The organism is Arenibacter sp. P308M17, from assembly GCF_003426735.1.
Lineage (GTDB): Bacteria > Bacteroidota > Bacteroidia > Flavobacteriales > Flavobacteriaceae > Arenibacter.
The window spans coordinates 314615-333855 of sequence record NZ_QVON01000001.1 but is presented as its reverse complement, the minus strand read 5'-3'; the positions used below and the strand labels follow the sequence as shown (position 1 = coordinate 333855).

Genomic DNA, 19241 nt, shown 5'->3' with positions numbered 1-19241 from the left:
AGTATCTATGGACAATGACCGGCTTCGAAAAAGCATTCCAACTTATCCACTTGTATTTGGGACTTTAGAAGTAGGGATAAAGAACCGTTAATATAAACACCGGGACCCTACTCATTTAAAATTAATATAGTGTCCAACTTACTATTGACAAGAACATTGAACTGGTTCCTAAATGCATTGTACGCATTGATCATTTCTACCGTGGCCGCTTTGGTACCATCCCTGTACTCCAAATTTCCCTTGGTTTTAAGAATATAGGTCTTAAAGACCTTCTGCCTACTCTTAATCTGAGGCTTATCAAAAGTTTCTGGATAGGTAGATGCTTCCAGTGTTTTCTGTTTTTCCACCAAATCTTCTATAACCAATTCCAAATCTTCCCTATTAGCAACCCTGTACAAGGATTCAAAAGAAGTTTCCAAACCGTTGAACTCCTGCCATTCCTTTAAAATTGCCAGGGCCTCTTCATTTATTTGATTGGGCTTGGGTAGCGAATCCACACTAAAAAACTCCTCGGTCTTTTCCTCGAGCACTTCCTTGGTTCCCTGCTGCTTACAGGAGCCCATCCATATGAAAGCAATGACGTAAAACAATATTCTTCCCATGGGGCGAAGGTACAAATTTTAATAAACGCCGGTTTTTATATTTAACTAGGTTTTAAGGCAAAAACCGGTTTTGACCATAGGGGCAAAGCGTGAACAATGGGCAGGCCCTACACAATTAATGGTATTTTCTATTGGGACCAAGGATTACACACTAAATTTAATCTTACTCTCTATGGCCTGGATCATTATACTGGCAATATCCTTTCCAGTGGCATTTTCTATCCCTTCCAGTCCCGGGGATGAATTTACCTCAAGTAATAAAGGACCCTTGTTGGAACGAATGATGTCTACCCCGGCAACGGCCAAATTTAAAACCTTGGCCGCCTTTACGGCCAATTTCCTTTCTTCGGAAGTTATTCTTATGATGGATGCCTTTCCCCCTTGATGCAGGTTTGCACGGAATTCTCCCTTTTCGGCCTGGCGCTGAATGGAGGCCACCACTTTTCCATTAACCACAAAACAGCGGATATCCTGACCGTTTGCTTCCTTTATGAACTCCTGTACCAAAATATTGGTCTGCACACTTTTAAAGGCGTTGATAACACTTTCTGCTGCCTTGTTTGTTTCCGCCAACACCACTCCCTTACCTTGGGTACTTTCCAATAACTTTATAATAAGGGGCGCCCCGTTGACCATGCGGATAAGATCTTTGGTATCCATAGGGGATTTGGCAAATCCGGTAATAGGGATATGTATGTCATTTTTGGAAAAAAGCTGGGATGCAAACAATTTATCCCGGGACTGGGTAATGGCTTCTGCCGAATTTAAACAGTACACCCCAAGATTGTCGAATTGCCTGATCAGGGCACAGCCATAAAAGGTAACCGCAGGTTTTATCCTAGGAATAATGGCATCGAACTCATTTAATATGTTGCCTCCCCTATATCTGATCTCCGGGGAATTGGCATCCAATTTCATATAGGCGTGCTCTACATTTAAGAACACCATATCATGGCCCAAGGCCTCACCGGCCTCCATAATTCGCTTATTGCTGTACAACAAGGGGTTACTGGCCAACAATGCAATTTTAAGGCCTGTTTTTTCTTTAAAATGGGAGGCATATCTCTGACTGATTTCCGTTGCTGTAAACTCGCCCAGATTAAAACTTACCGCAGGGTTGACCACAAAACGTTCATTTAACGCCTCCCTGCCCAAAAGCATACGGTATTCCATGGTATCCCTATTGGCCAAGGTGAGCTCTATCTCAAAAACAAGGTTGCCCACACGTACCGGGGTCTTTATAACATAACGCTCCTCGGATATCCCTGAAGAACTCTTTACCGTTCTACGGTCTACCAAACGCGCCTTGCAGTCTATATTAATGCCCCTATTGTCCTGTAGGGGGTTAACCTCGAACTTTACCCATTCGTGGGCGCCTTTGGTATAAACCTTTATATTATTGGCCTGTATGGACGAGGTTTTTGCCCCGGAATCTACCCTGGCCTTTATTGCAGGAATCTCCAAATCGTCGAACACACACCATTCCTCACTCCCAATAATATCCAGGTCCTTATACTTCATTGCGCTATATAATTTTACTTTTTAATTAATGAAGTGATTTAAAGTTTTAAAATTGGCTAAAAAATTTCCCTTTTGCACCCGCTTTTTGTCTTTCCTGCCTGCCGGTAGGCAGGTTTTCTTTCCGTAGCCCTGCTATGCAACTTAAAAAAGCCTTCAACTGGGCACAAAATCGCTAATTCCTGCCCGTACCGGATCGGGCGGGTTCGCTACAATCCTAAAAGTTTAAATCACTTCAATTGCAAAATAATCACTTGACCCTTGGGAATCAAGAATAATCGATTATTAATTTATTAAATAACAAGGGTTTCCAAAAACAGTCCTAAAAATCAGGATAAAAAAATCTCTTCTGGCTTTTTGAAAGATTTAAACTCTACCATATGTCCATTGGGATCCTGAATAAAAAAGGACTTATGCTCACCTATCCTATCCTTTAAAAATACTACCTCGGTAGTAAGTTCATATTCCGACTTTGTCAATTTGGCATGTAAATTACTCCAGGTGATTTCATCCACAATGATCCCAAAGTGAAAAGAAGGCAGCACGGTATCTTCAAACTTATAGGTTTTAAAGGTGAAATTAAAAATACCGGCCTTGGTGAACGTAATCTGGTTTCCGTACAGATTAATATCCAGCCATCGGGAAGAATGCCTTCCCAATTCGGCACCAATGACATCTACATAGAAATCTTCTGTTTTGCTTATGCTAAGGCAGGGCAACGACATATGGAAGGGTGCATTTTTCATACGTTTACACGTTTATATTTAATTCTTAAAATTCGATTAAAAAAGGACACCAGACCGTATTGAAAGATATAAACGAATTTTTCATCGCCGCTTTTCAAATAGAGCTCATCACTGTCCGAAAACAATATTTTTAAAGGCAATTGCGATTTACATTGCCTTATATTGATCGATGATGCTATATGAAAGGCAACAACCTCAAACATTCCGCGTTAATCATCGTCATCATCTCCCTCTACCCCTTCCAAATCCACATCTGGAATGGCCTCCGGATCGTCATCATCAAAATCCTCATAATCATCCTCATCGTAATTGGCCATCGTCTTTTCCAACTTGGCGCTGATCTTTACCAAATATTTGGTATCCTCAGTGGTCACTTCAACGGCCTCGATACGCTCCCCTTGTGCGTTTTTAAAGGAGATAATATTAAGATCGTCGTACCCATCCGGGTACTTCTCTACCAAAAGTTTCAAAACTTCGGGCGTAAGTTTTTTAAAGTCTACAATTACTCTTTTTAAATTGTCCATATACTACATGTCTAATAGGTACGCAAAAATTAAGGGCGCAACAATGGTTGCATCACTTTCAACAATAAACTTAGGGGTGTTTATATCCAATTTTCCCCAAGTAATTTTCTCATTCGGCACAGCACCGGAGTAGGAACCATAACTTGTGGTAGAGTCGCTGATTTGGCAAAAATAACTCCAAAACGGTGTATCTGTCCTTTCAAGATCCTGGTACAACATAGGCACCACGCAAATTGGGAAATCTCCGGCAATACCACCGCCTATCTGAAAAAATCCGATCCCTTTTTCGGAATTGGCGGTATACCAATCGGCCAGAAAGGTCATATATTCAATTCCGGACTTCATGGTACTGGCCTTTAACTCCCCTTTTACCACATAGGAGGCAAAGATATTCCCCATAGTACTGTCTTCCCAACCTGGGCAAACTATTGGTAAATTCTTTTCGGCCGCGGCATACATCCAAGAATCCTTGATATCTATCTCATAATACTCTTCCAAAACCCCGGAAAGCAACAATTTGTACATAAACTCATGTGGTAAATACCTTTCCCCATCGTCCTCGGCCTTTTTCCAAATTTCAAAAATATGCTTTTGCAGCCTTCGGAAAGCTTCATGTTCCGGAATACAGGTATCCGTTACCCTATTTAATCCCTTCTCCAACAAATCCCACTCATCTTGTGGCGTTAGATCCCGGTAATTGGGCACACGCTTATAATGGGAGTGGGCTACAAGATTCATGATATCCTCTTCCAAATTGGCACCTGTACAGGAGATGATATGCACCTTATCCCGACGGATCACCTCCGCAAATATCTTTCCCAATTCTGCCGTACTCATGGCTCCTGCCAACGAAACCAGCATTTTGGAACCCTGCTTTAGCTGATCCTCATAACCCTTTGCGGCATCCACCAAGGCGGCCGCATTAAAATGTAAATAGTACTTTTCAATAAAGTTGGAAATTTCCCCTTTAGTCTTCGTCATCGTCGAATTTTAAATTATTATTGGCTCCCACTTTGGAATCAACATCATATGTATTGTCGTATTCGTCCTCTACTGCCTCGCCCATAAACTTATAGCTAAGCATTTTATAATATAATTTGGCCGCTAGGTAATCGGAAGTCCTATCCGTTTTATTGGGACAAAGTTCTACAATATCAAACCCTACAACGTTTTTATCCTCAAACACCTGTTTTAAAAACTCCAAGGTCTCATAATAGAACAAACCTCCCGGTTCGGGAGTTCCGGTAGATGGCATAATGGACGGATCCAACACATCCAGATCAAAAGTGATAAAAACATTGTCCGTCATAAGATCTATGACCTTATCCGTCCAATACTCATCGTTCACCATATCATGTGCGAAAAATGTTTTCTCCTCATCCATGAAGGTTTTTTCAATGGCATCCATACTTCGTATCCCTACTTGGATAAGGTTGGTAGTCTGACTTGCCTCGTGAACCGCACAGGCGTGATTAAACCTACTGCCATTATAAGATTTCCTAATATCTGCATGGGCGTCTATATGCAATACGGTAAGGTTGTCAAAACACTCGTTAAAGGCCCTAATGGTGCCTATGGAAATGGAATGTTCACCTCCGAAAAGGGTAACGAACTTATTTCGTTTAATGTACTCCTTGGTGACCTTGTGAACCGCATTTACCATAGCCTCCGGAGAACTGCCTTCCTCTATGGGATTCGCCAAATATATTCCTTGCTGGTAAACCTCCGTATCGGTCTCTATATCATACCATTCCATATTTTCCGAGGCCTCCAAAAAAGCCTGCGGCCCTTTGTCCGCACCTTTGCCCCAAGTACTGGTTCCATCATAAGGCACAGGTATTAAAACTACCTTTGCCTTTTCCAATTGCGCAAACTCGTCTGGTATGCCAGCGTAATTGTTAGTTGTGTTCATTTGTTTAAAGTTTATTGATTTTTAAAGGTCAGGCCTGCCTAGCCATCAGGCAGGTTTTATTTTCCGCTTCACGGATTTGCTCACTTCAATATTGCCGTTAAGATTCATTTCATATCCTAAAATTTTAAGCAGGTCCTCTGCCTTTTGTTCTTCGCTAAATAATTTGGTGGTTATATTTCCGTTTTCGTCCTTATCAATTAAAATATGTTTTGGATGTGGTATTAAACAGTGCTGCAACCCACCATAACCTCCAATAGTTTCCTGATAGGCCCCTGTATTGAAAAACCCTATATACAGCGGCTTATCCTTTCTGTATTTGGGCAAATAAATGGCATTCATATTTTGTTCACTATTGTAATAATCATCACTATCGCAGGTTAATCCCCCCAACAGCACCCGCTCATATTCATCCTGCCAACGGTTAATGGCCAACATAATAAATCGTTTATTTATGGCCCAGGTATCCGGCAAGGTGGTAATGAAGGAAGAATCGATCATATTCCACTTTTCTCGATCGTTCTGCTGCTTCTGATATAGGATTTCATAAATGGCCCCACCACTCTCACCTACCGTAAAACTCCCAAATTCGGTAAATATATTTGGCACTGCCACATCTGCTTCCTGACAGGCAATATTAATTTGATTGATGATCTCATCTATCATGTATTGGTAATCGTAATCAAAAGCCAAAGAGTTTTTTATGGGAAAACCACCCCCTATATTTAGGCTGTCCAAAGAGGGACAAATCTTTTTGAGCCTCACGTACACTTTTAAACATTTCACCAACTCGTTCCAATAATAAGCATTGTCCCGAATACCGGTATTAATGAAAAAGTGCAGCATTTTTAACTCTACCTTGTCATTATCCTTAATTTGATTCTCATAAAAGGGTACAATATTTTTATATCCGATTCCTAGCCGCGAGGTATAAAATTCAAACTTTGGCTCCTCTTCCGACGCAATCCTGATCCCCACTTTAAAAGTATCGTTAATGGCATCGGACAGAAGATCTATTTCCTCGTAGTTATCAATGATAGGAATACAGTTCTGATGCCCCCCGTTTATGAGATTGGCTATGTTGTCAATATATTGATCCCGTTTAAATCCATTACATATGATATAGGTATTGTCCTTGATCCTACCCTTTTCCTTTAATTTTTCAACGATATTGATATCAAAGGCGGAAGAGGTTTCTATATGGATATCGTTCTTTAAGGCCTCGTTCAAAACCGGCTTAAAATGGGAACTCTTGGTACAATAGCAATAATGGTATTTGCCTTTGTAGTTATTCTTTTCCATGGCTATTTTAAACCATTCCTTTGCCTTATTAATATTTTCGGAAATTTTGGGCAAATAGGTAAACTTCAAAGGACTACCGTATTTCTCCACCAAATCCATAAGTGGAATACCATGGAACTTTAGGTTTTCACCATCCAAGGTAAATTCCTCCTGCGGGAAATAGTAGGTTTGATCTATAAGATTAATGTACTTCGTGTTCATTTAAATAAATATATGAATTGTAAATAAGTAAATAGCATCGCCAAATGCAAATATTATTGGAAATAATAACTAAATCCCTATACAATTATCTGCTTTTCGGTAGTGGGCATAAAAAAATAGTCGTGTTGACTGCACACGGTTATAGAAGAAAAATTTGGAATACAAAGTAAATTATGGCTACCTATTCCTTCAAATATCAGTTGCCCGAATCTTTCTTTTGCCAGAAGACCAAATTTACAAATATGGTTCATTGTACTCAACTAGATGCTTTTAACAAGATGAAATTTAAGGCTAAATTAATGTGACAAATGAAAACAAAAAAAATGAAAAAACAAGCGTTTTGAGAAATTTTACGCCGAAGTAAAAAATGAATTTTCCCAAATGTAAATAATTAACTAAAAATTAAACTTAAACAATTGATTTTTAACCTTCTATTGACTATTTTTAAACAAAACCCAGCTATTCATGAAACTAACAAAAATTAGCGTTTTTATAGGTCTTGTATCCTGCTTCGTTTTTTTTGATACGATCAAGGCCCAAATTCCTGCCAATGTCTATCATTTTGTGGAAAAAAACAAGGAAGGAAATCTGCACCATGAGTTGAAATTGGACACAGATTATTATGTACATACTATTTATAAAGAGTCGCCCGCAGAATTTATTAAAACAATGGGGGGCTTCTACACCATCTCCGGGAACAATCTTTTGGTAGACCTTGAGTTTAATTCCAACCACAAAGAAGACAAAATTACAAATATCAATGTACCCTTTAAGCTAAAAAATGGAAACCTAATCCTTGAAGGGGACAGTCCAATGACATTTACACCCGCCACGAATGGCCCCCAGGATCTGGACGGCAAGTGGCTGATGGCCGGCAGGATAACGGACCAGGGTGAGGAAAGAAGGGATACCTCCCGACCAAGAAAGACCATGAAGTATTTATTGAACGGACATTTTCAATGGATTGCCTACAATACCGAAACTTTTGAATTTTTTGGTAGCGGGGGCGGCACTTACAAGGCCGGCAATGGCAAATACACAGAAAATATAGGCTACTTCTCCAGGGATAATTCCCGGGTAGGGGCCGCATTGTCCTTCAATTACAAAGTAAATGGCAAGGATTGGTACCATAGCGGCAAAAGTAGTAAGGGCGATCCCTTAAACGAAATTTGGACCATACGGGAGTAATTCAAGGTCTATTATCCGTAAAAAATATTTTATGAACCCATCTTGGTTTCGTACAAAAAAAGCCATCTGCATTACGAAAGGTCTATTTTCATAATACAGATGGCTCCTTAGCTTACCGATCAATAAGGCCTAAAAAACTAGGTTCGGGTCAACCCTAAGCGACTTTGGCAGTTTTAATATTTCCTTTTAATATATTATTTATAGCAGTATTCCATTTTTCTGCCCGGACAAGTTCATAATCTTCCATGTAAATACTGTTGATGTCATAGAAATTAAGCGTCTTAGCCTCCCTTTCATGATCTAAAAAACTAATCTCCAGATCCAATTTCTCCAAAACCGTCTCTTTCCTATTGTTTGACTTGACCAGCTGGGTTTTCTTTTCGATCTTGACATTGGACACCTCCTCAAGATCAATATTTTCTAGTGCCACAACGCCATCAAACACTTTGGAAAAAACAAGTTTCCTATTATTTGAATCCAGGCCGATGAAGGAATTGCCCCAACTTTCCTTTAGATCAAATTTCAATTGGGATTCGACCAATAACTTTTTAACTTCCTTGGACATTATTTTCAAATCCCCTTTTCCTGATTTATTGAGGATTACAAATGGTATGACGGTGCAAAGCACCAATAAAGCCGATACCAATAACATTGATGTATTCATTGTATATATTTTTAAAATTATTCCATTTACTCGATAATCGAGATTTAAACTTGAATTTCCTTTCAATGCCTCGTGGGCCTGCCTATCGGACAGACAGGCTTGCCCCGAGGTATTTTACTAATTACTTTTCCCTGCCGAATTAATATAGGGCATGGGGGAAACTCCAAAATTGGTTATTTAGCCTCCTTTGAACAGCAGAAAAAGCAGCTTTAACTCCTCTACAAGAGAGGTGCAAAGAAAACCGCAAGGCTTTGTGCAGAAAATGGCCACATAAAGGCTTGGAAAAGCCGTCCTGGGGATTGTTCAGGCTAAAAAATGGAAAAAATTAAAAAAAGGTGTGAAAGGGATATATAATGGTAAGTGCGTCCAGACTAGCAATAATTTGGACCTTCCTCTTTAAGAAGATAAGCTCCCTTTCCTTAAGTTCGGACCGGTAACTTATAATAACATTTGTGGAAAACAAATTAAGATAAGGCCTCAACTCATTGACCGATGGCAATTTATAATTGCCTTGGGCAAGGAGCATACTATACCCGGAGTACGGTGCCTTATAGGTTAAATGATGATCTGTTTGGATCTCACCACCCACCTTGGCCTTAGCCTCTATTACCTCTTTGGCGGCTGCCAATTGCACCTGTCCTATCCCGAACAAGAGTACAAAGGCCAATAACCTCAGAAAATGTAAGCAGCTTGATACATTCATACCACAAAGATATATAGAGTTATTCTAAAAGATTTGTTAAAAAATATAGTTGGAGAACTCGTTCAAAGATTATTCGCTTATACCAATGTCCGACTTGCCCCCTGTTTTCTTTAGCAGTTTAATACTTTGAATCTCAATCCCCTTGTCTATCGGCTTTAGCATATCGTAAATATTCAGGGCCACTATACTGGCACCGTGCATAGCCTCTACTTCTACCCCGGTCTTGTAAATGGTCTTCACCGTTATCAAAACCTTTATCCGCAACCCTTCTATGGAATAGGAGATATCGGTAAATTCTATGGGCAATGGGTGACAGTCCGGCAAAAGGTCTGCTGTCTTTTTGACCCCCAATAGGCCTGCAGCCTTGCTCATTGCAAACACATCGCCCTTGGGTACCGTATGGTTTCTTATGGCCATTATGGTATCTTCCGAACTTACCTGGACTATAGCCTGGGCAATGGCAGTGCGGAGCGTAGCTTTTTTATGGGTAATATCTACCATCTTTATTTATTAACTTTCCATTGATAGGAATCATCCTTAAACAATTCCTTGCCAAAAACAGGGACCAGATTTTTTATTTCTTCCACAACATACTGCAGGGCTTCAAAAACTTGGTTACGATGCGGTGATGACACAAAGACAAACAGGCATATTTCTCCAGCCCTTACCCTTCCCAAACTGTGATAAATATGCATACAGCTCAAGTTGTACTTGGCAAAGGTGGCCTCCCTAATTTCATGAAATTTTACATTGGCCATTTCCTCATAGGCCGTATATTCTATGGCGGCAACTTCCTGCCCGTCAATTAGATCCGCCCTAACCTGGCCCAAAAAAATATCGTGGGCCCCAATAGAAGTCTTGGACTGGTGCTTGGCAATGGAACTGGCAATGAACTCCGGGCCAATAGCCCCTTGTACAAATACGTTCTTTATTTTGTTTTTCTCCATAATCAGCAAATTTAAGCAAGCCAAAACAATTGTAAGCATCAATGGCCATATGCACCCCACAACCAAAGTGAAAGGTCTGTTCATGTATCCTATTAGGGCCTCTACATGCTCCTGCCCATCTTGACCGAGCCCCTAACAGACCCCGATCCATGAGCTTTTAGATGGATTATTCCTTCCTCATTACAAATGTAATCAAATGGTTATGAATGGTATTGTTTAAATTGAAACGGAGATTAAAGAATACTCCAACTTTTGGGTTAATCCATGACATATTTGATGCCGCCCCATTTAATACAACCTCCTTATTTCTATGGGATACTGTTTATCATTAAAACAAAATGATTTCATCTTGGCCTGCTATTAGCTTATCCCATCACTTGTTTTAACATTTTTTTAACATTTTAATTAAAACCTCCCCTTTCTTTTCTCGTAGGTAAGGCTGTATTAACCTTAAAAATGATATGCCTTATGAACAAAAAACGTATTAGGATAGCACCTATCAGCAACCTTAACCATAGGCGCCAATTCCTTAAAATAGGGGGGCTGGGCGTTGTAGGAGCCGGTCTTTTGGTAGCATGTAGCAACGACGACGATATGGGGGGAGATCCTCCCGTAGATCCCGGAAATGGTATTTTCGATTTGGGAAAGGGAGATCTTGGTGTACTTAATTATGCCTATGCACTTGAACAGTTGGAAGCCGATTTCTACACTAAAGTGGTCAATTCATTTTATGGAAACATATCCGATGAAGAAATGCAGGTATTGACGGACCTGTACTACCATGAGGTGAATCATAGGGACTTTTTTAAGGCCGCTATTACCGCTGCCGTGGATGGAAATACCGACTTGGTACTCCCTACCTTGGAATTTGACTACGGAAGTCTCGATTTTGGGAACAGGGAAATGGTCCTTGGTACGGCCCGGGTTCTGGAAGATACCGGGGTAGCCGCTTACAATGGTGCCGGAAAACTTATAACCGATCCAGGATATTTACTATTGGCCGGCAAAATTGTTTCTGTAGAAGCAAGGCATGCATCGGCCATTAGATCATTGCTGAACCCCGGATCCGCGGATTTTGCAGGGGATGATTATGTAACCACGGATACCGGACTGAGTGCCGCCCTGGATCCATCGGAAATACTTGCGGCGGTTGGTGCCACAGGATTTATAAAAACAGCTTTCACGGCAAACAACTTGCCTTAATAACTTAAAAGAAATAAAATTATGAGCATTATAAAATTTTTAGACGAATTTACAAACCAGTCGATGCTGACCGGAAGGTCGTCCAGACGAGAAATATTTGGCGCCTTGGGCATTTTGGGCAAAAAAGCGGCCCTTGCTGCGGTACCACTTGGATTGGCTACAATGCCCCAAAAAACCTTTGCCCAGGATATGGGAAATGACCCTGTAGCCGCACTTCAATTGGCGTTGACCTTAGAGTACTTGGAGGACGAATTCTATGACCTGGCCCTGCAGTCCGGAGTACTGCCCAGCGGAAGACCGGAAACCGTATACATGCAGATTTCAAAGCACGAACAGGCACATGTGGATTTTCTAATTGCAGGCCTGGAAGGCGCAGGTGTTACCCCTGTGGAAAAACCTACATTCGATTTTACCGTTGGCGGTACGTTCGATCCATTTAATGAAAATGGAATAGGCCAGGAAACCGCCTATGCACAATTATTGGCATTGGCACAGGCCTTTGAGGATACCGGTGTGAGGGCCTACAAAGGCCAGGCAGGTAATCTTTTGGGATCTCCGTTTTTAACGGCAGCCTTACAGATCCATGCCGTAGAGGCCATGCACGCTTCGGAGATTAGAAGACTGAGAAGTCTTAAAGGTTGGATCACGAATAAGGAAAGAGGGGAAGGCATGCCCGAAGCAACCCAGGCCGTATATAACGGGGAAGAAAATGTGGTTCAGGGAGGTTTGGATGTCACTACTTTGGGAAATAGCGCTGCTTTCAGTATGGAAGCCTCTACAGAGGCGTATGACGAGCCCTTGTCCGGCGATGATGCCGTTGCCATTGCCAGTCTCTTTATTGTTTCCTAGTGTTATGTTGAGGATATTATGGTATTGAATTCAGGTCTCGACTCCGCTCGACCAGACAATCTATCGTCACTTGGAGCGCCCGCCCGTACCGAACGGCCCGTTCGGGCGGGCAGTCGAGAAGTTATTTCACGGTTAACTTAACACTAGGATTACTAAGTTAATTTTCTTCCTAGAAATGAGAGCCCCAAACCTCATTCCCAATTTTGGGGATGGGGTTTTTATATGAAGAAAACAGGATATAATGGGACGGTTTGGAATAATCCCTGACAAAATTTTAATTCTAGTCCTTCTTATTTTTCTTCCTCCAAAGAATATAAAAGATGATCATTAGTATAGGCAGGATAATATATACAACAATATCAAATGTGCTTGTAAGATCAATGGGACTATTGTCGTCCGGGTTACGGGTACCTATGGGCAATTGGAGTAGTAAAGGGTGTAGTTTATGTAACATGGTTCTATTTTAATGTATCTTATATTTGATTTTAAATTAAATGAGACATCTCTTGGGTTTCCTTGTTTTTTTGATGGGAAAACCCATAGCTATTTCAAAGTATAATCCCAATATTATTTCATTTTCAATACTGGAAAACAACTTTAAAAAACACCTTAAAAGGAAGTAAGCCAAACAGCTATTATTCTGAAGAAGGCCAGTTCATTATTTCCTCTTGTACTTGGGCAGATGTTTGCTGACGTCTTTTGGCCAAGTTCGCGATTAAAGTACCAAAGCTGTTTTTGTCATACCTAGTATCCAAATCGTTTAGCTCTGGAAAATTTGCGAGATAATCATCACGTACGGCCAACCATTGTTTTTCCAAATGAACATCATATTCTGAAGTTACAACGCCGCCATTATCAACAGGTTTGCCAATCCCTTCATCAGAATCCTCACTAGGGCTTCTTTGTAGGTTCAAGCCTCGATTTTGTTGCACCTCATTATTCAAGCCCTTGGATCCGGAATTTTTATCTTGATTTTTATTTTCTGTAATCATTTCAACATAATTTTAATTACAATGAAATGTAACGAAGTTAGCATTGTTATCTTTGCTCTAAATATTTTATAATTAACGTTATAAGATTGTAGAGCACATTTAAACAACATAAAAGATACTCCATGCGTCAATGCAACATTGGCTGCGAAGGTTTTCCTGAAATAATTGATCAATAGCTGCCTCCCTATCTACAACATCAAACACCTAAGAACAAACAAAAGAAAGTACAGAACCCAGAAGGTGGGATAGTCCTACTTCTAAAAATTGATAATTCTAATCTTCTGTTAAAAATCACAATAGACCTATAAATTTTGTACTTTTACAAAGTAATGTTAGCATTTTTTCGAAAAATAGTATCCATTGTAATAGCCTTTATAGTGCTGTTTTCCACGATGTCCTTTTCTGTGGATATGCACTATTGTGGCGACCATTTGGTAGATTTCAGCTTCTTTGAAGAGGCTGACGCCTGTTTGATGAAGGCAGACAATTTAACTTCAGGCAGTGAATGTTCAATTGTGAAAATGGATATGGATTGTTGTACTGACGTTCAATTTTTACAGGATGGACAGGATGATTTAAAAATTACATTCGACCACATTTCTTTTGACCAACAACTATTTCTCACCTCATTTGTTCATACCTACATAAACTTATTTGAAGGATTTGACAAAAATATTATTCCTTTTGGGGATTACTCTCCTCCACCTCTGATACGTGATATCCAAATTCTGGATCAGATCTTCCTTATTTGATTTATAAACAATAGAAATTAAAGCCCAACGACCATTGTTGTTTAAGGGCTAAACCTGTTGTACGTTGGGTTTAGGCCAATTCAATTTCAAAATGTTTAAAAATCACTTAAAATGCTCAACAAAGGAATTAAATTTCTTATCGAGAATAAATTGGTTGCGGTACTCATGCTCGTATTGTTTGTTGGATGGGGCATTATAAACGCACCTTTCAATTGGGATATTGGATTTTTGCCCCGCAATCCGGTTGCTGTAGATGCAATTCCGGACATCGGTGAGAACCAACAAATCGTATTTACTAAATGGGATGGTCGTTCGCCTCAGGATATAGAAGACCAGATCACTTATCCCTTAACCACATCGCTTTTAGGTATCCCCGGTGTAAAAACCATACGTAGTTCGTCTATGTTCGGGTTTTCCAGCATCTATATTATATTCGAAGAGGACATAGAATTTTATTGGAGCCGCAGTCGGATTCTTGAAAAACTAAACTCCTTACCCAGTGGATTGCTCCCTGAAGGGGTAAATCCTGCTTTAGGTCCAGATGCCACTGGCTTGGGGCAAATTTTCTGGTATACCCTCGAAGGCAGGGATACAGATGGCAATGTAACCGGTGGTTGGGATTTGCAGGAATTGAGAAGCATTCAGGACTACTACGTAAAATACGCACTGTCAGCGGCAAGTGGTGTTTCCGAGGTAGCATCCATTGGCGGCTATGTTCAGGAATATCAAATTGATGTAAATCCAGAATTGATGCGCCAATACAATATTGGCCTGAACCAAGTTGTAAAAGCGGTCAAGGAAAGCAATAAAGATATTGGTGCACAGACCTTGGAAATAAATAAAGTAGAGTATTTGGTTCGTGGCCTGGGTTATGTCAAATCTGTTGCGGACATTGAAAATACAGTGGTCACCTCTGAGGATTATACTTCTATCAAGATCAAAGATATTGCGAAAGTGAATTTAGGTCCGGCATCCCGCAGGGGGTTGTTGGACAAAGAAGGTGCGGAAGTCGTTGGGGCCGTTGTTGTTGCCCGCTATGGAGCAAACCCATTGGAGGTCATCAATAATGTAAAGGATAAAATAACAGAATTGAGTGCAGGTTTACCATCTAAAGTATTAAGTGATGGAAGAACGTCCCAAGTGACCATTGTTCCTTTTTATGACAGAACTGAGCTTATCCAAGAAACCCTGGGAACACTTAACGAAGCGCTAACTTTAGAAATACTGATTACCATTTTGGTCATCATTATAATGGTTTTCAATCTTCGTGCTTCAGTACTTATATCCGGACTTCTACCCGTTGCGGTTTTGATGGTGTTCATAGCCATGAAAATATTTGGTGTTGATGCTAATATTGTGGCACTTTCCGGTATTGCTATTGCCATTGGTACAATGGTAGACGTAGGAATTATCCTTTCTGAAAATATCATAAGGCATTTGGATGAAGATGACCATAAACTTCCTATTAATACAATAGTCTACAACGCCACAGCCGAGGTTTCTGGAGCTATTGTAACAGCAGTGATGACAACGATAATAAGCTTCATACCTGTATTTACGATGATCGGGGCAGAAGGAAAACTTTTCCGACCCCTGGCATTTACCAAAACATTTGCACTTACGGCATCCATTATTATTGCCTTGTTTTTGATTCCACCATTTGCGGCATTTTTGTTCAAGAATAGAAAAATAAGGAGAAGTACCAATTATGGCATCAACGGCCTATTGTTGGTTGCCGGGTTTATTGTGACAATTTTCGGGCATTGGCTAGGACTTATTCTGATGGGTTTTAGTTTTCTGGCATTCGCGAAACTACGTGGCAATTGGTCTAAAGAACGCTCCAGTAAATACAGCATCTCCCTTTCGGCAGTGGCCATTGTATTCTTATTGGCAGAATATTGGCGGCCATTGGGAGTTGACAAAAGCGTTTTCTGGAATCTGATTTTCGTGGGTATTATCTGCTTTGGCCTGTTGGCAAGCTTTTCAATTTTCAAAAATTACTACTCACATATCCTTAAATGGGCCTTGGCAAACCGGTTCCTTTTTTTAACCATTCCCACATCACTTCTTATCCTTGGTTTCATCATTTATAAGAACACCGGGAAGGAGTTTATGCCATCACTAAATGAAGGTTCATTTCTTTTGATGCCCACCTCGATGCCACATGCAGGGGTTGAAGAAAACAAACGGGTATTGCAACAGTTGGATATGGCTGTTGCAAGCATTCCCGAAATTGAGACCGTGGTCGGAAAAGCCGGAAGAACGGAATCTGCATTGGATCCAGCTCCCTTATCTATGTACGAAAATATAATCCAGTACAAATCAGAATATATATTGAATGAAAAAGGAAATCGCCAACGCTATAAAGTGAACGATGATGGATTATTTATTCTAAAGGACAGTAGTTTGGTTGATAACCCTAATCATTCACTGGAATCGGAAAAAATTGAAAATGCACGAAAAAATGGCAAAAAGGTTCTGACAACCGTTGACGAATCGCCCAATAATCTAATTCCTGATAAGGATGGCGAATTCTTCCGAAACTGGCGACCAGAAATCAATTCCCCAGATGATATTTGGACTGAAATTGTGAAGGTCACCAAACTACCAGGTGTAACCTCCGCTCCAAAATTACAACCCATAGAAACCCGTTTGGTAATGCTTCAAACGGGAATGCGCGCACCAATGGGAATCAAAGTTAAAGGTCAGGATTTAAAAAAGATAGAAAATTTTGGACTCGAATTGGAAAATATACTGAAACAGGCCGAAGGCGTAAAAAAAGAAGCTGTTTTCGCCGACCGAATCGTAGGCAAGCCATACCTTCTTATTGACATTGACAGGGAAAAGCTGGCGCGCTATGGGGTATCTATCGAGGAAGTACAGAATGTTCTAAAAGTAGCTGTTGGAGGAATGTCGTTGACGCAAACTGTGGAAGGCAGGGAACGCTATGGTGTTCGAATTCGTTACCCAAGGGAATTGCGGGCAAACCCATCCGATTTAGAACGTATATATGTGCCTGTAGAAAAGAACAACCCAGTGCCATTGAGTGAGCTGGCAAACATTCGTTACGAACAAGGTCCGCAAGTCATAAAAAGTGAGGATACTTTTTTGATGGGCTATGTGTTGTTCGACAAATTGGACGGTTTTGCGGAAGTGAACGTGGTTGAAAATGCCCAAGCGCTTATTCAGCATAAGATTGATAATGGAGAATTAACAGTTCCTAAAGGGATCAGTTATAAATTCACCGGAACCTATGAAAATCAATTGCGTGCCGAAAAAACGCTATCGATCATTGTTCCTTTGGCCTTGTTGATTATATTCTTAATTCTTTATTTCCAGTTCCGGTCGGTTTCTACAACCTTTATGGTCTTTACCGGAATTGCCGTGGCATTTGCCGGTGGTTTCGTCATGATATGGCTCTATGGACAGGACTGGTTTCTGAATTTCAATTTCTTTGGCGAAAACCTTCGGGAACTCTTCAATATTAAAACCGTCAATTTGAGCGTGGCAGTTTGGGTTGGTTTTATTGCCCTTTTCGGTATCGCTACCGATGATGGTGTGGTTATGGCCACCTACCTCACGCAGACCTTTGATAAAAACGACCCTACAGATCTAGGGGAAATAAGAAAATCTACTTTGGAAGCAGCTTCCAAGCGCATACGGCCATGCCTGATGACTACCGTAACCACTATTTTAGCTCTTTTGCCAGTTTTGACCTCTACGGGTAAAGGGAGTGATATTATGATCCCGATGTCAATCCCTATTTTCGGAGGAATGTTACTGGACACCACCTCTTACTTCCTTGTTCCGGTGCTCTATAGTTGGAGAAAAGAACGGATTGCCAAAAGAAGATTAAAAAAGATTCTGATACCCTAAATATTGAAGGATGATAAAACATAAAACACATATAAAGTTGGTCTTGCTCCCAGGCATGTTATTCTTTGTATTAAACAGTCATGGCCAAAATTTGCAAACCTATATTGATGAGGCTATTTCCAATAGTCCAGAAATTCAAAAATTTGAATTGCAATATGGTATAGCTTCGGAAAAATTAAATGAAGTAAACGCGATTCCAAATACTGAACTGGGTGTTGGTTATTTTGTGAGCGAACCAGAGACCAGGACAGGGCCCCAACGCTTCAAAGTCTCCGTTAAACAAATGTTACCTTGGTTTGGAAACATTACGGCAAGAGAAAACTATGTAAGTTCTTTGGCAGATGTAAAGTATGAAGACATAGTGATTGCCAAAAGAAAACTAATGGCTTCCGTATCACAAACCTACTTTAATCTATATGCAAACAGGGCAAAACAAAGGATATTGATTGACAACATTGAATTGTTAAAAACCTATGAAACTTTGGCCTTGACCTCCTTGGAAGTTGGCAAAGCTTCGGCAGTGGATGTCTTGCAGTTACAAATGCGCCAAAATGAGTTGGAACAATTGAAAGCAGTATTGGGCCAACAATACTTGGCTGAACAAACAGCTCTCAATAAACTTTTAAACCGTGATAAGGATATAGCTGTGATCGTGGTTGACAAACTAACTATTCCATCGGAAATCGACGACCTGATCAAAACAGAAAATTTACTCCTACATCCCGAATTGGTTAAATATGACAAACTCTACCAATCTGTTGAGCAGTCCGAACTATTGAACCAAAAAGAAAGCCTTCCTATGATTGGCTTCGGATTGGATTATATCAATGTTGATGAACGCCCAGATATGAGTTTTAGCGATAACGGAAAAGATATCGTAATGCCAATGGTGTCGGTATCAATACCCATTTTTAATAAAAAATACAATTCCCAAAGCAAGCAAAACGAATTGCAACAGCAGGAAATAACTTCACAGAAACAAGAACGCCTAAACAATTTGGAAACACTTTTGGATAAAGCTGTAAATGATAGGATTTCTGCAAGAATCAGCTACAATACTCAAACCAAAAACTTAAAACAGGCCAATGATGCCGAAGAAATTCTAATCAAAAGTTATGAAACTGGAACAATTGATTTTAAGGATGTTCTGGATATTCAGGAATTACAATTAAAATTTCAGATCAACCAAATCGAATCTGTTAAAACCTACTATTTACAAACTACAATAATCAATTATTTAAGTAACTAAAATCAAGTTTAATCTA

General features: G+C 40.2%; 19 protein-coding genes. 6 read left to right on the top strand and 13 right to left on the bottom strand.

The genetic code is table 11. From position 1 onward, the window contains the following. Positions 1-107: 107 nt before the first annotated feature. The 7 genes from D0S24_RS01430 to D0S24_RS01395 form a co-directional block, all read right to left on the bottom strand. On the bottom strand, positions 108-602 hold the full coding sequence (locus D0S24_RS01430) for a hypothetical protein (protein WP_117018078.1): 495 nt from the start codon (positions 600-602) through the stop codon (positions 108-110). A gap of 144 nt (positions 603-746) precedes the next feature. After that, a complete protein-coding gene (rimK, locus tag D0S24_RS01425; RefSeq protein WP_117018077.1) occupies positions 747-2123 on the bottom strand; it encodes a 30S ribosomal protein S6--L-glutamate ligase in 1377 nt (458 codons plus the stop codon). Positions 2124-2449: 326 nt separating this feature from the next. Further along, positions 2450-2866, bottom strand: coding sequence for a VOC family protein (locus D0S24_RS01420; RefSeq protein WP_117018076.1), 417 nt, complete (start codon positions 2864-2866; stop codon positions 2450-2452). 209 nt (positions 2867-3075) lie between these two features. After that, positions 3076-3390: a hypothetical protein gene (locus D0S24_RS01410; protein ID WP_031442019.1), complete on the bottom strand. Its 315-nt coding sequence runs from the start codon at positions 3388-3390 to the stop codon at positions 3076-3078. 3 nt (positions 3391-3393) lie between these two features. Then, positions 3394-4371: a deoxyhypusine synthase family protein gene (locus D0S24_RS01405; protein WP_117018074.1), complete on the bottom strand. Its 978-nt coding sequence runs from the start codon at positions 4369-4371 to the stop codon at positions 3394-3396. Further along, entirely contained in the window at positions 4358-5302 is a 945-nt protein-coding gene (gene speB / locus D0S24_RS01400) for an agmatinase (RefSeq protein ID WP_117018073.1), read from the bottom strand. Before speB ends, D0S24_RS01405 begins: the two co-directional genes overlap by 14 nt. A gap of 45 nt (positions 5303-5347) precedes the next feature. Further along, complete coding sequence (locus D0S24_RS01395; RefSeq protein WP_117018072.1) at positions 5348-6802, bottom strand: arginine decarboxylase; 1455 nt, start codon at positions 6800-6802, stop codon at positions 5348-5350. Between the two features lie 465 nt (positions 6803-7267). On the opposite strand from D0S24_RS01395, the gene D0S24_RS01390 reads away from it, so the two are divergent. Then, positions 7268-7990 carry a hypothetical protein gene (locus tag D0S24_RS01390; RefSeq protein WP_117018071.1) on the top strand — a complete coding sequence of 241 codons (723 nt, stop codon included), beginning with the start codon at positions 7268-7270 and terminating at the stop codon, positions 7988-7990. Positions 7991-8144: 154 nt separating this feature from the next. On the opposite strand, the gene D0S24_RS01385 is transcribed toward D0S24_RS01390, so the two are convergent. From D0S24_RS01385 to D0S24_RS01370, 4 genes are all read right to left on the bottom strand, one after another. Further along, positions 8145-8654 (bottom strand): hypothetical protein, encoded by a 510-nt coding sequence (locus D0S24_RS01385; RefSeq protein WP_147321414.1) that lies wholly within the window; start codon positions 8652-8654, stop codon positions 8145-8147. 325 nt (positions 8655-8979) lie between these two features. Further along, positions 8980-9357, bottom strand: a complete 378-nt coding sequence (locus tag D0S24_RS01380; RefSeq protein ID WP_117018069.1) for a hypothetical protein — start codon at positions 9355-9357, stop codon at positions 8980-8982. A 69-nt stretch (positions 9358-9426) separates the two neighbouring features. Then, positions 9427-9858, bottom strand: coding sequence for a cyclic pyranopterin monophosphate synthase MoaC (moaC, locus tag D0S24_RS01375; protein WP_117018068.1), 432 nt, complete (start codon positions 9856-9858; stop codon positions 9427-9429). Between the two features lie 2 nt (positions 9859-9860). Further along, positions 9861-10304 carry a molybdenum cofactor biosynthesis protein MoaE gene (locus D0S24_RS01370; protein ID WP_117018556.1) on the bottom strand — a complete coding sequence of 148 codons (444 nt, stop codon included), beginning with the start codon at positions 10302-10304 and terminating at the stop codon, positions 9861-9863. A gap of 468 nt (positions 10305-10772) precedes the next feature. On the opposite strand from D0S24_RS01370, the gene D0S24_RS01365 reads away from it, so the two are divergent. Both D0S24_RS01365 and D0S24_RS01360 read left to right on the top strand, forming a co-directional pair. Beyond that, a complete protein-coding gene (locus D0S24_RS01365) occupies positions 10773-11507 on the top strand; it encodes a ferritin-like domain-containing protein (protein WP_117018067.1) in 735 nt (244 codons plus the stop codon). A gap of 21 nt (positions 11508-11528) precedes the next feature. After that, on the top strand, positions 11529-12356 hold the full coding sequence (locus D0S24_RS01360) for a ferritin-like domain-containing protein (protein ID WP_117018066.1): 828 nt from the start codon (positions 11529-11531) through the stop codon (positions 12354-12356). Between the two features lie 280 nt (positions 12357-12636). On the opposite strand, the gene D0S24_RS01355 is transcribed toward D0S24_RS01360, so the two are convergent. After that, positions 12637-12810 (bottom strand): adenylosuccinate synthetase, encoded by a 174-nt coding sequence (locus tag D0S24_RS01355; RefSeq protein ID WP_117018065.1) that lies wholly within the window; start codon positions 12808-12810, stop codon positions 12637-12639. A 181-nt stretch (positions 12811-12991) separates the two neighbouring features. Further along, positions 12992-13348: a hypothetical protein gene (locus D0S24_RS01350; RefSeq protein ID WP_117018064.1), complete on the bottom strand. Its 357-nt coding sequence runs from the start codon at positions 13346-13348 to the stop codon at positions 12992-12994. A gap of 329 nt (positions 13349-13677) precedes the next feature. Here D0S24_RS01350 and D0S24_RS01345 point away from each other — a divergent pair, with 329 nt between their 5' ends. The 3 genes from D0S24_RS01345 (at position 13678) to D0S24_RS01335 (ending at position 19225) form a co-directional block, all read left to right on the top strand. After that, the gene (locus tag D0S24_RS01345; RefSeq protein ID WP_117018063.1) at positions 13678-14100 is read left to right on the top strand and encodes an HYC_CC_PP family protein; all 423 of its coding nucleotides are present in this window, start codon (positions 13678-13680) and stop codon (positions 14098-14100) included. 111 nt (positions 14101-14211) lie between these two features. Then, entirely contained in the window at positions 14212-17976 is a 3765-nt protein-coding gene (locus tag D0S24_RS01340) for an efflux RND transporter permease subunit (RefSeq protein WP_117018062.1), read from the top strand. Between the two features lie 55 nt (positions 17977-18031). Then, a complete protein-coding gene (locus D0S24_RS01335) occupies positions 18032-19225 on the top strand; it encodes a TolC family protein (protein WP_408912540.1) in 1194 nt (397 codons plus the stop codon). Positions 19226-19241: the final 16 nt, after the last annotated feature.

What these genes read in the sequence shown, in the direction of transcription:
- D0S24_RS01405 (WP_117018074.1), bottom strand. Translation starts at nt 4,371, where the DNA reads ATGACGAAGACTAAAGGGGAAATTTCCAACTTTATTGAAAAGTACTAT.
- D0S24_RS01395 (WP_117018072.1), bottom strand. Translation starts at nt 6,802, where the DNA reads ATGAACACGAAGTACATTAATCTTATAGATCAAACCTACTATTTCCCG.
- D0S24_RS01370 (WP_117018556.1), bottom strand. Translation starts at nt 10,304, where the DNA reads ATGGAGAAAAACAAAATAAAGAACGTATTTGTACAAGGGGCTATTGGC.
- D0S24_RS01350 (WP_117018064.1), bottom strand. Translation starts at nt 13,348, where the DNA reads ATGATTACAGAAAATAAAAATCAAGATAAAAATTCCGGATCCAAGGGC.
- D0S24_RS01430 (WP_117018078.1), bottom strand. Translation starts at nt 602, where the DNA reads ATGGGAAGAATATTGTTTTACGTCATTGCTTTCATATGGATGGGCTCC.
- moaC (WP_117018068.1), bottom strand. Translation starts at nt 9,858, where the DNA reads ATGGTAGATATTACCCATAAAAAAGCTACGCTCCGCACTGCCATTGCC.
- D0S24_RS01390 (WP_117018071.1), top strand. Translation starts at nt 7,268, where the DNA reads ATGAAACTAACAAAAATTAGCGTTTTTATAGGTCTTGTATCCTGCTTC.
- speB (WP_117018073.1), bottom strand. Translation starts at nt 5,302, where the DNA reads ATGAACACAACTAACAATTACGCTGGCATACCAGACGAGTTTGCGCAA.
- D0S24_RS01340 (WP_117018062.1), top strand. Translation starts at nt 14,212, where the DNA reads ATGCTCAACAAAGGAATTAAATTTCTTATCGAGAATAAATTGGTTGCG.
- D0S24_RS01335 (WP_408912540.1), top strand. Translation starts at nt 18,032, where the DNA reads ATGTTATTCTTTGTATTAAACAGTCATGGCCAAAATTTGCAAACCTAT.
- D0S24_RS01410 (WP_031442019.1), bottom strand. Translation starts at nt 3,390, where the DNA reads ATGGACAATTTAAAAAGAGTAATTGTAGACTTTAAAAAACTTACGCCC.
- rimK (WP_117018077.1), bottom strand. Translation starts at nt 2,123, where the DNA reads ATGAAGTATAAGGACCTGGATATTATTGGGAGTGAGGAATGGTGTGTG.
- D0S24_RS01385 (WP_147321414.1), bottom strand. Translation starts at nt 8,654, where the DNA reads ATGAATACATCAATGTTATTGGTATCGGCTTTATTGGTGCTTTGCACC.
- D0S24_RS01380 (WP_117018069.1), bottom strand. Translation starts at nt 9,357, where the DNA reads ATGAATGTATCAAGCTGCTTACATTTTCTGAGGTTATTGGCCTTTGTA.
- D0S24_RS01355 (WP_117018065.1), bottom strand. Translation starts at nt 12,810, where the DNA reads ATGTTACATAAACTACACCCTTTACTACTCCAATTGCCCATAGGTACC.
- D0S24_RS01345 (WP_117018063.1), top strand. Translation starts at nt 13,678, where the DNA reads ATGTTAGCATTTTTTCGAAAAATAGTATCCATTGTAATAGCCTTTATA.
- D0S24_RS01365 (WP_117018067.1), top strand. Translation starts at nt 10,773, where the DNA reads ATGAACAAAAAACGTATTAGGATAGCACCTATCAGCAACCTTAACCAT.
- D0S24_RS01420 (WP_117018076.1), bottom strand. Translation starts at nt 2,866, where the DNA reads ATGAAAAATGCACCCTTCCATATGTCGTTGCCCTGCCTTAGCATAAGC.
- D0S24_RS01360 (WP_117018066.1), top strand. Translation starts at nt 11,529, where the DNA reads ATGAGCATTATAAAATTTTTAGACGAATTTACAAACCAGTCGATGCTG.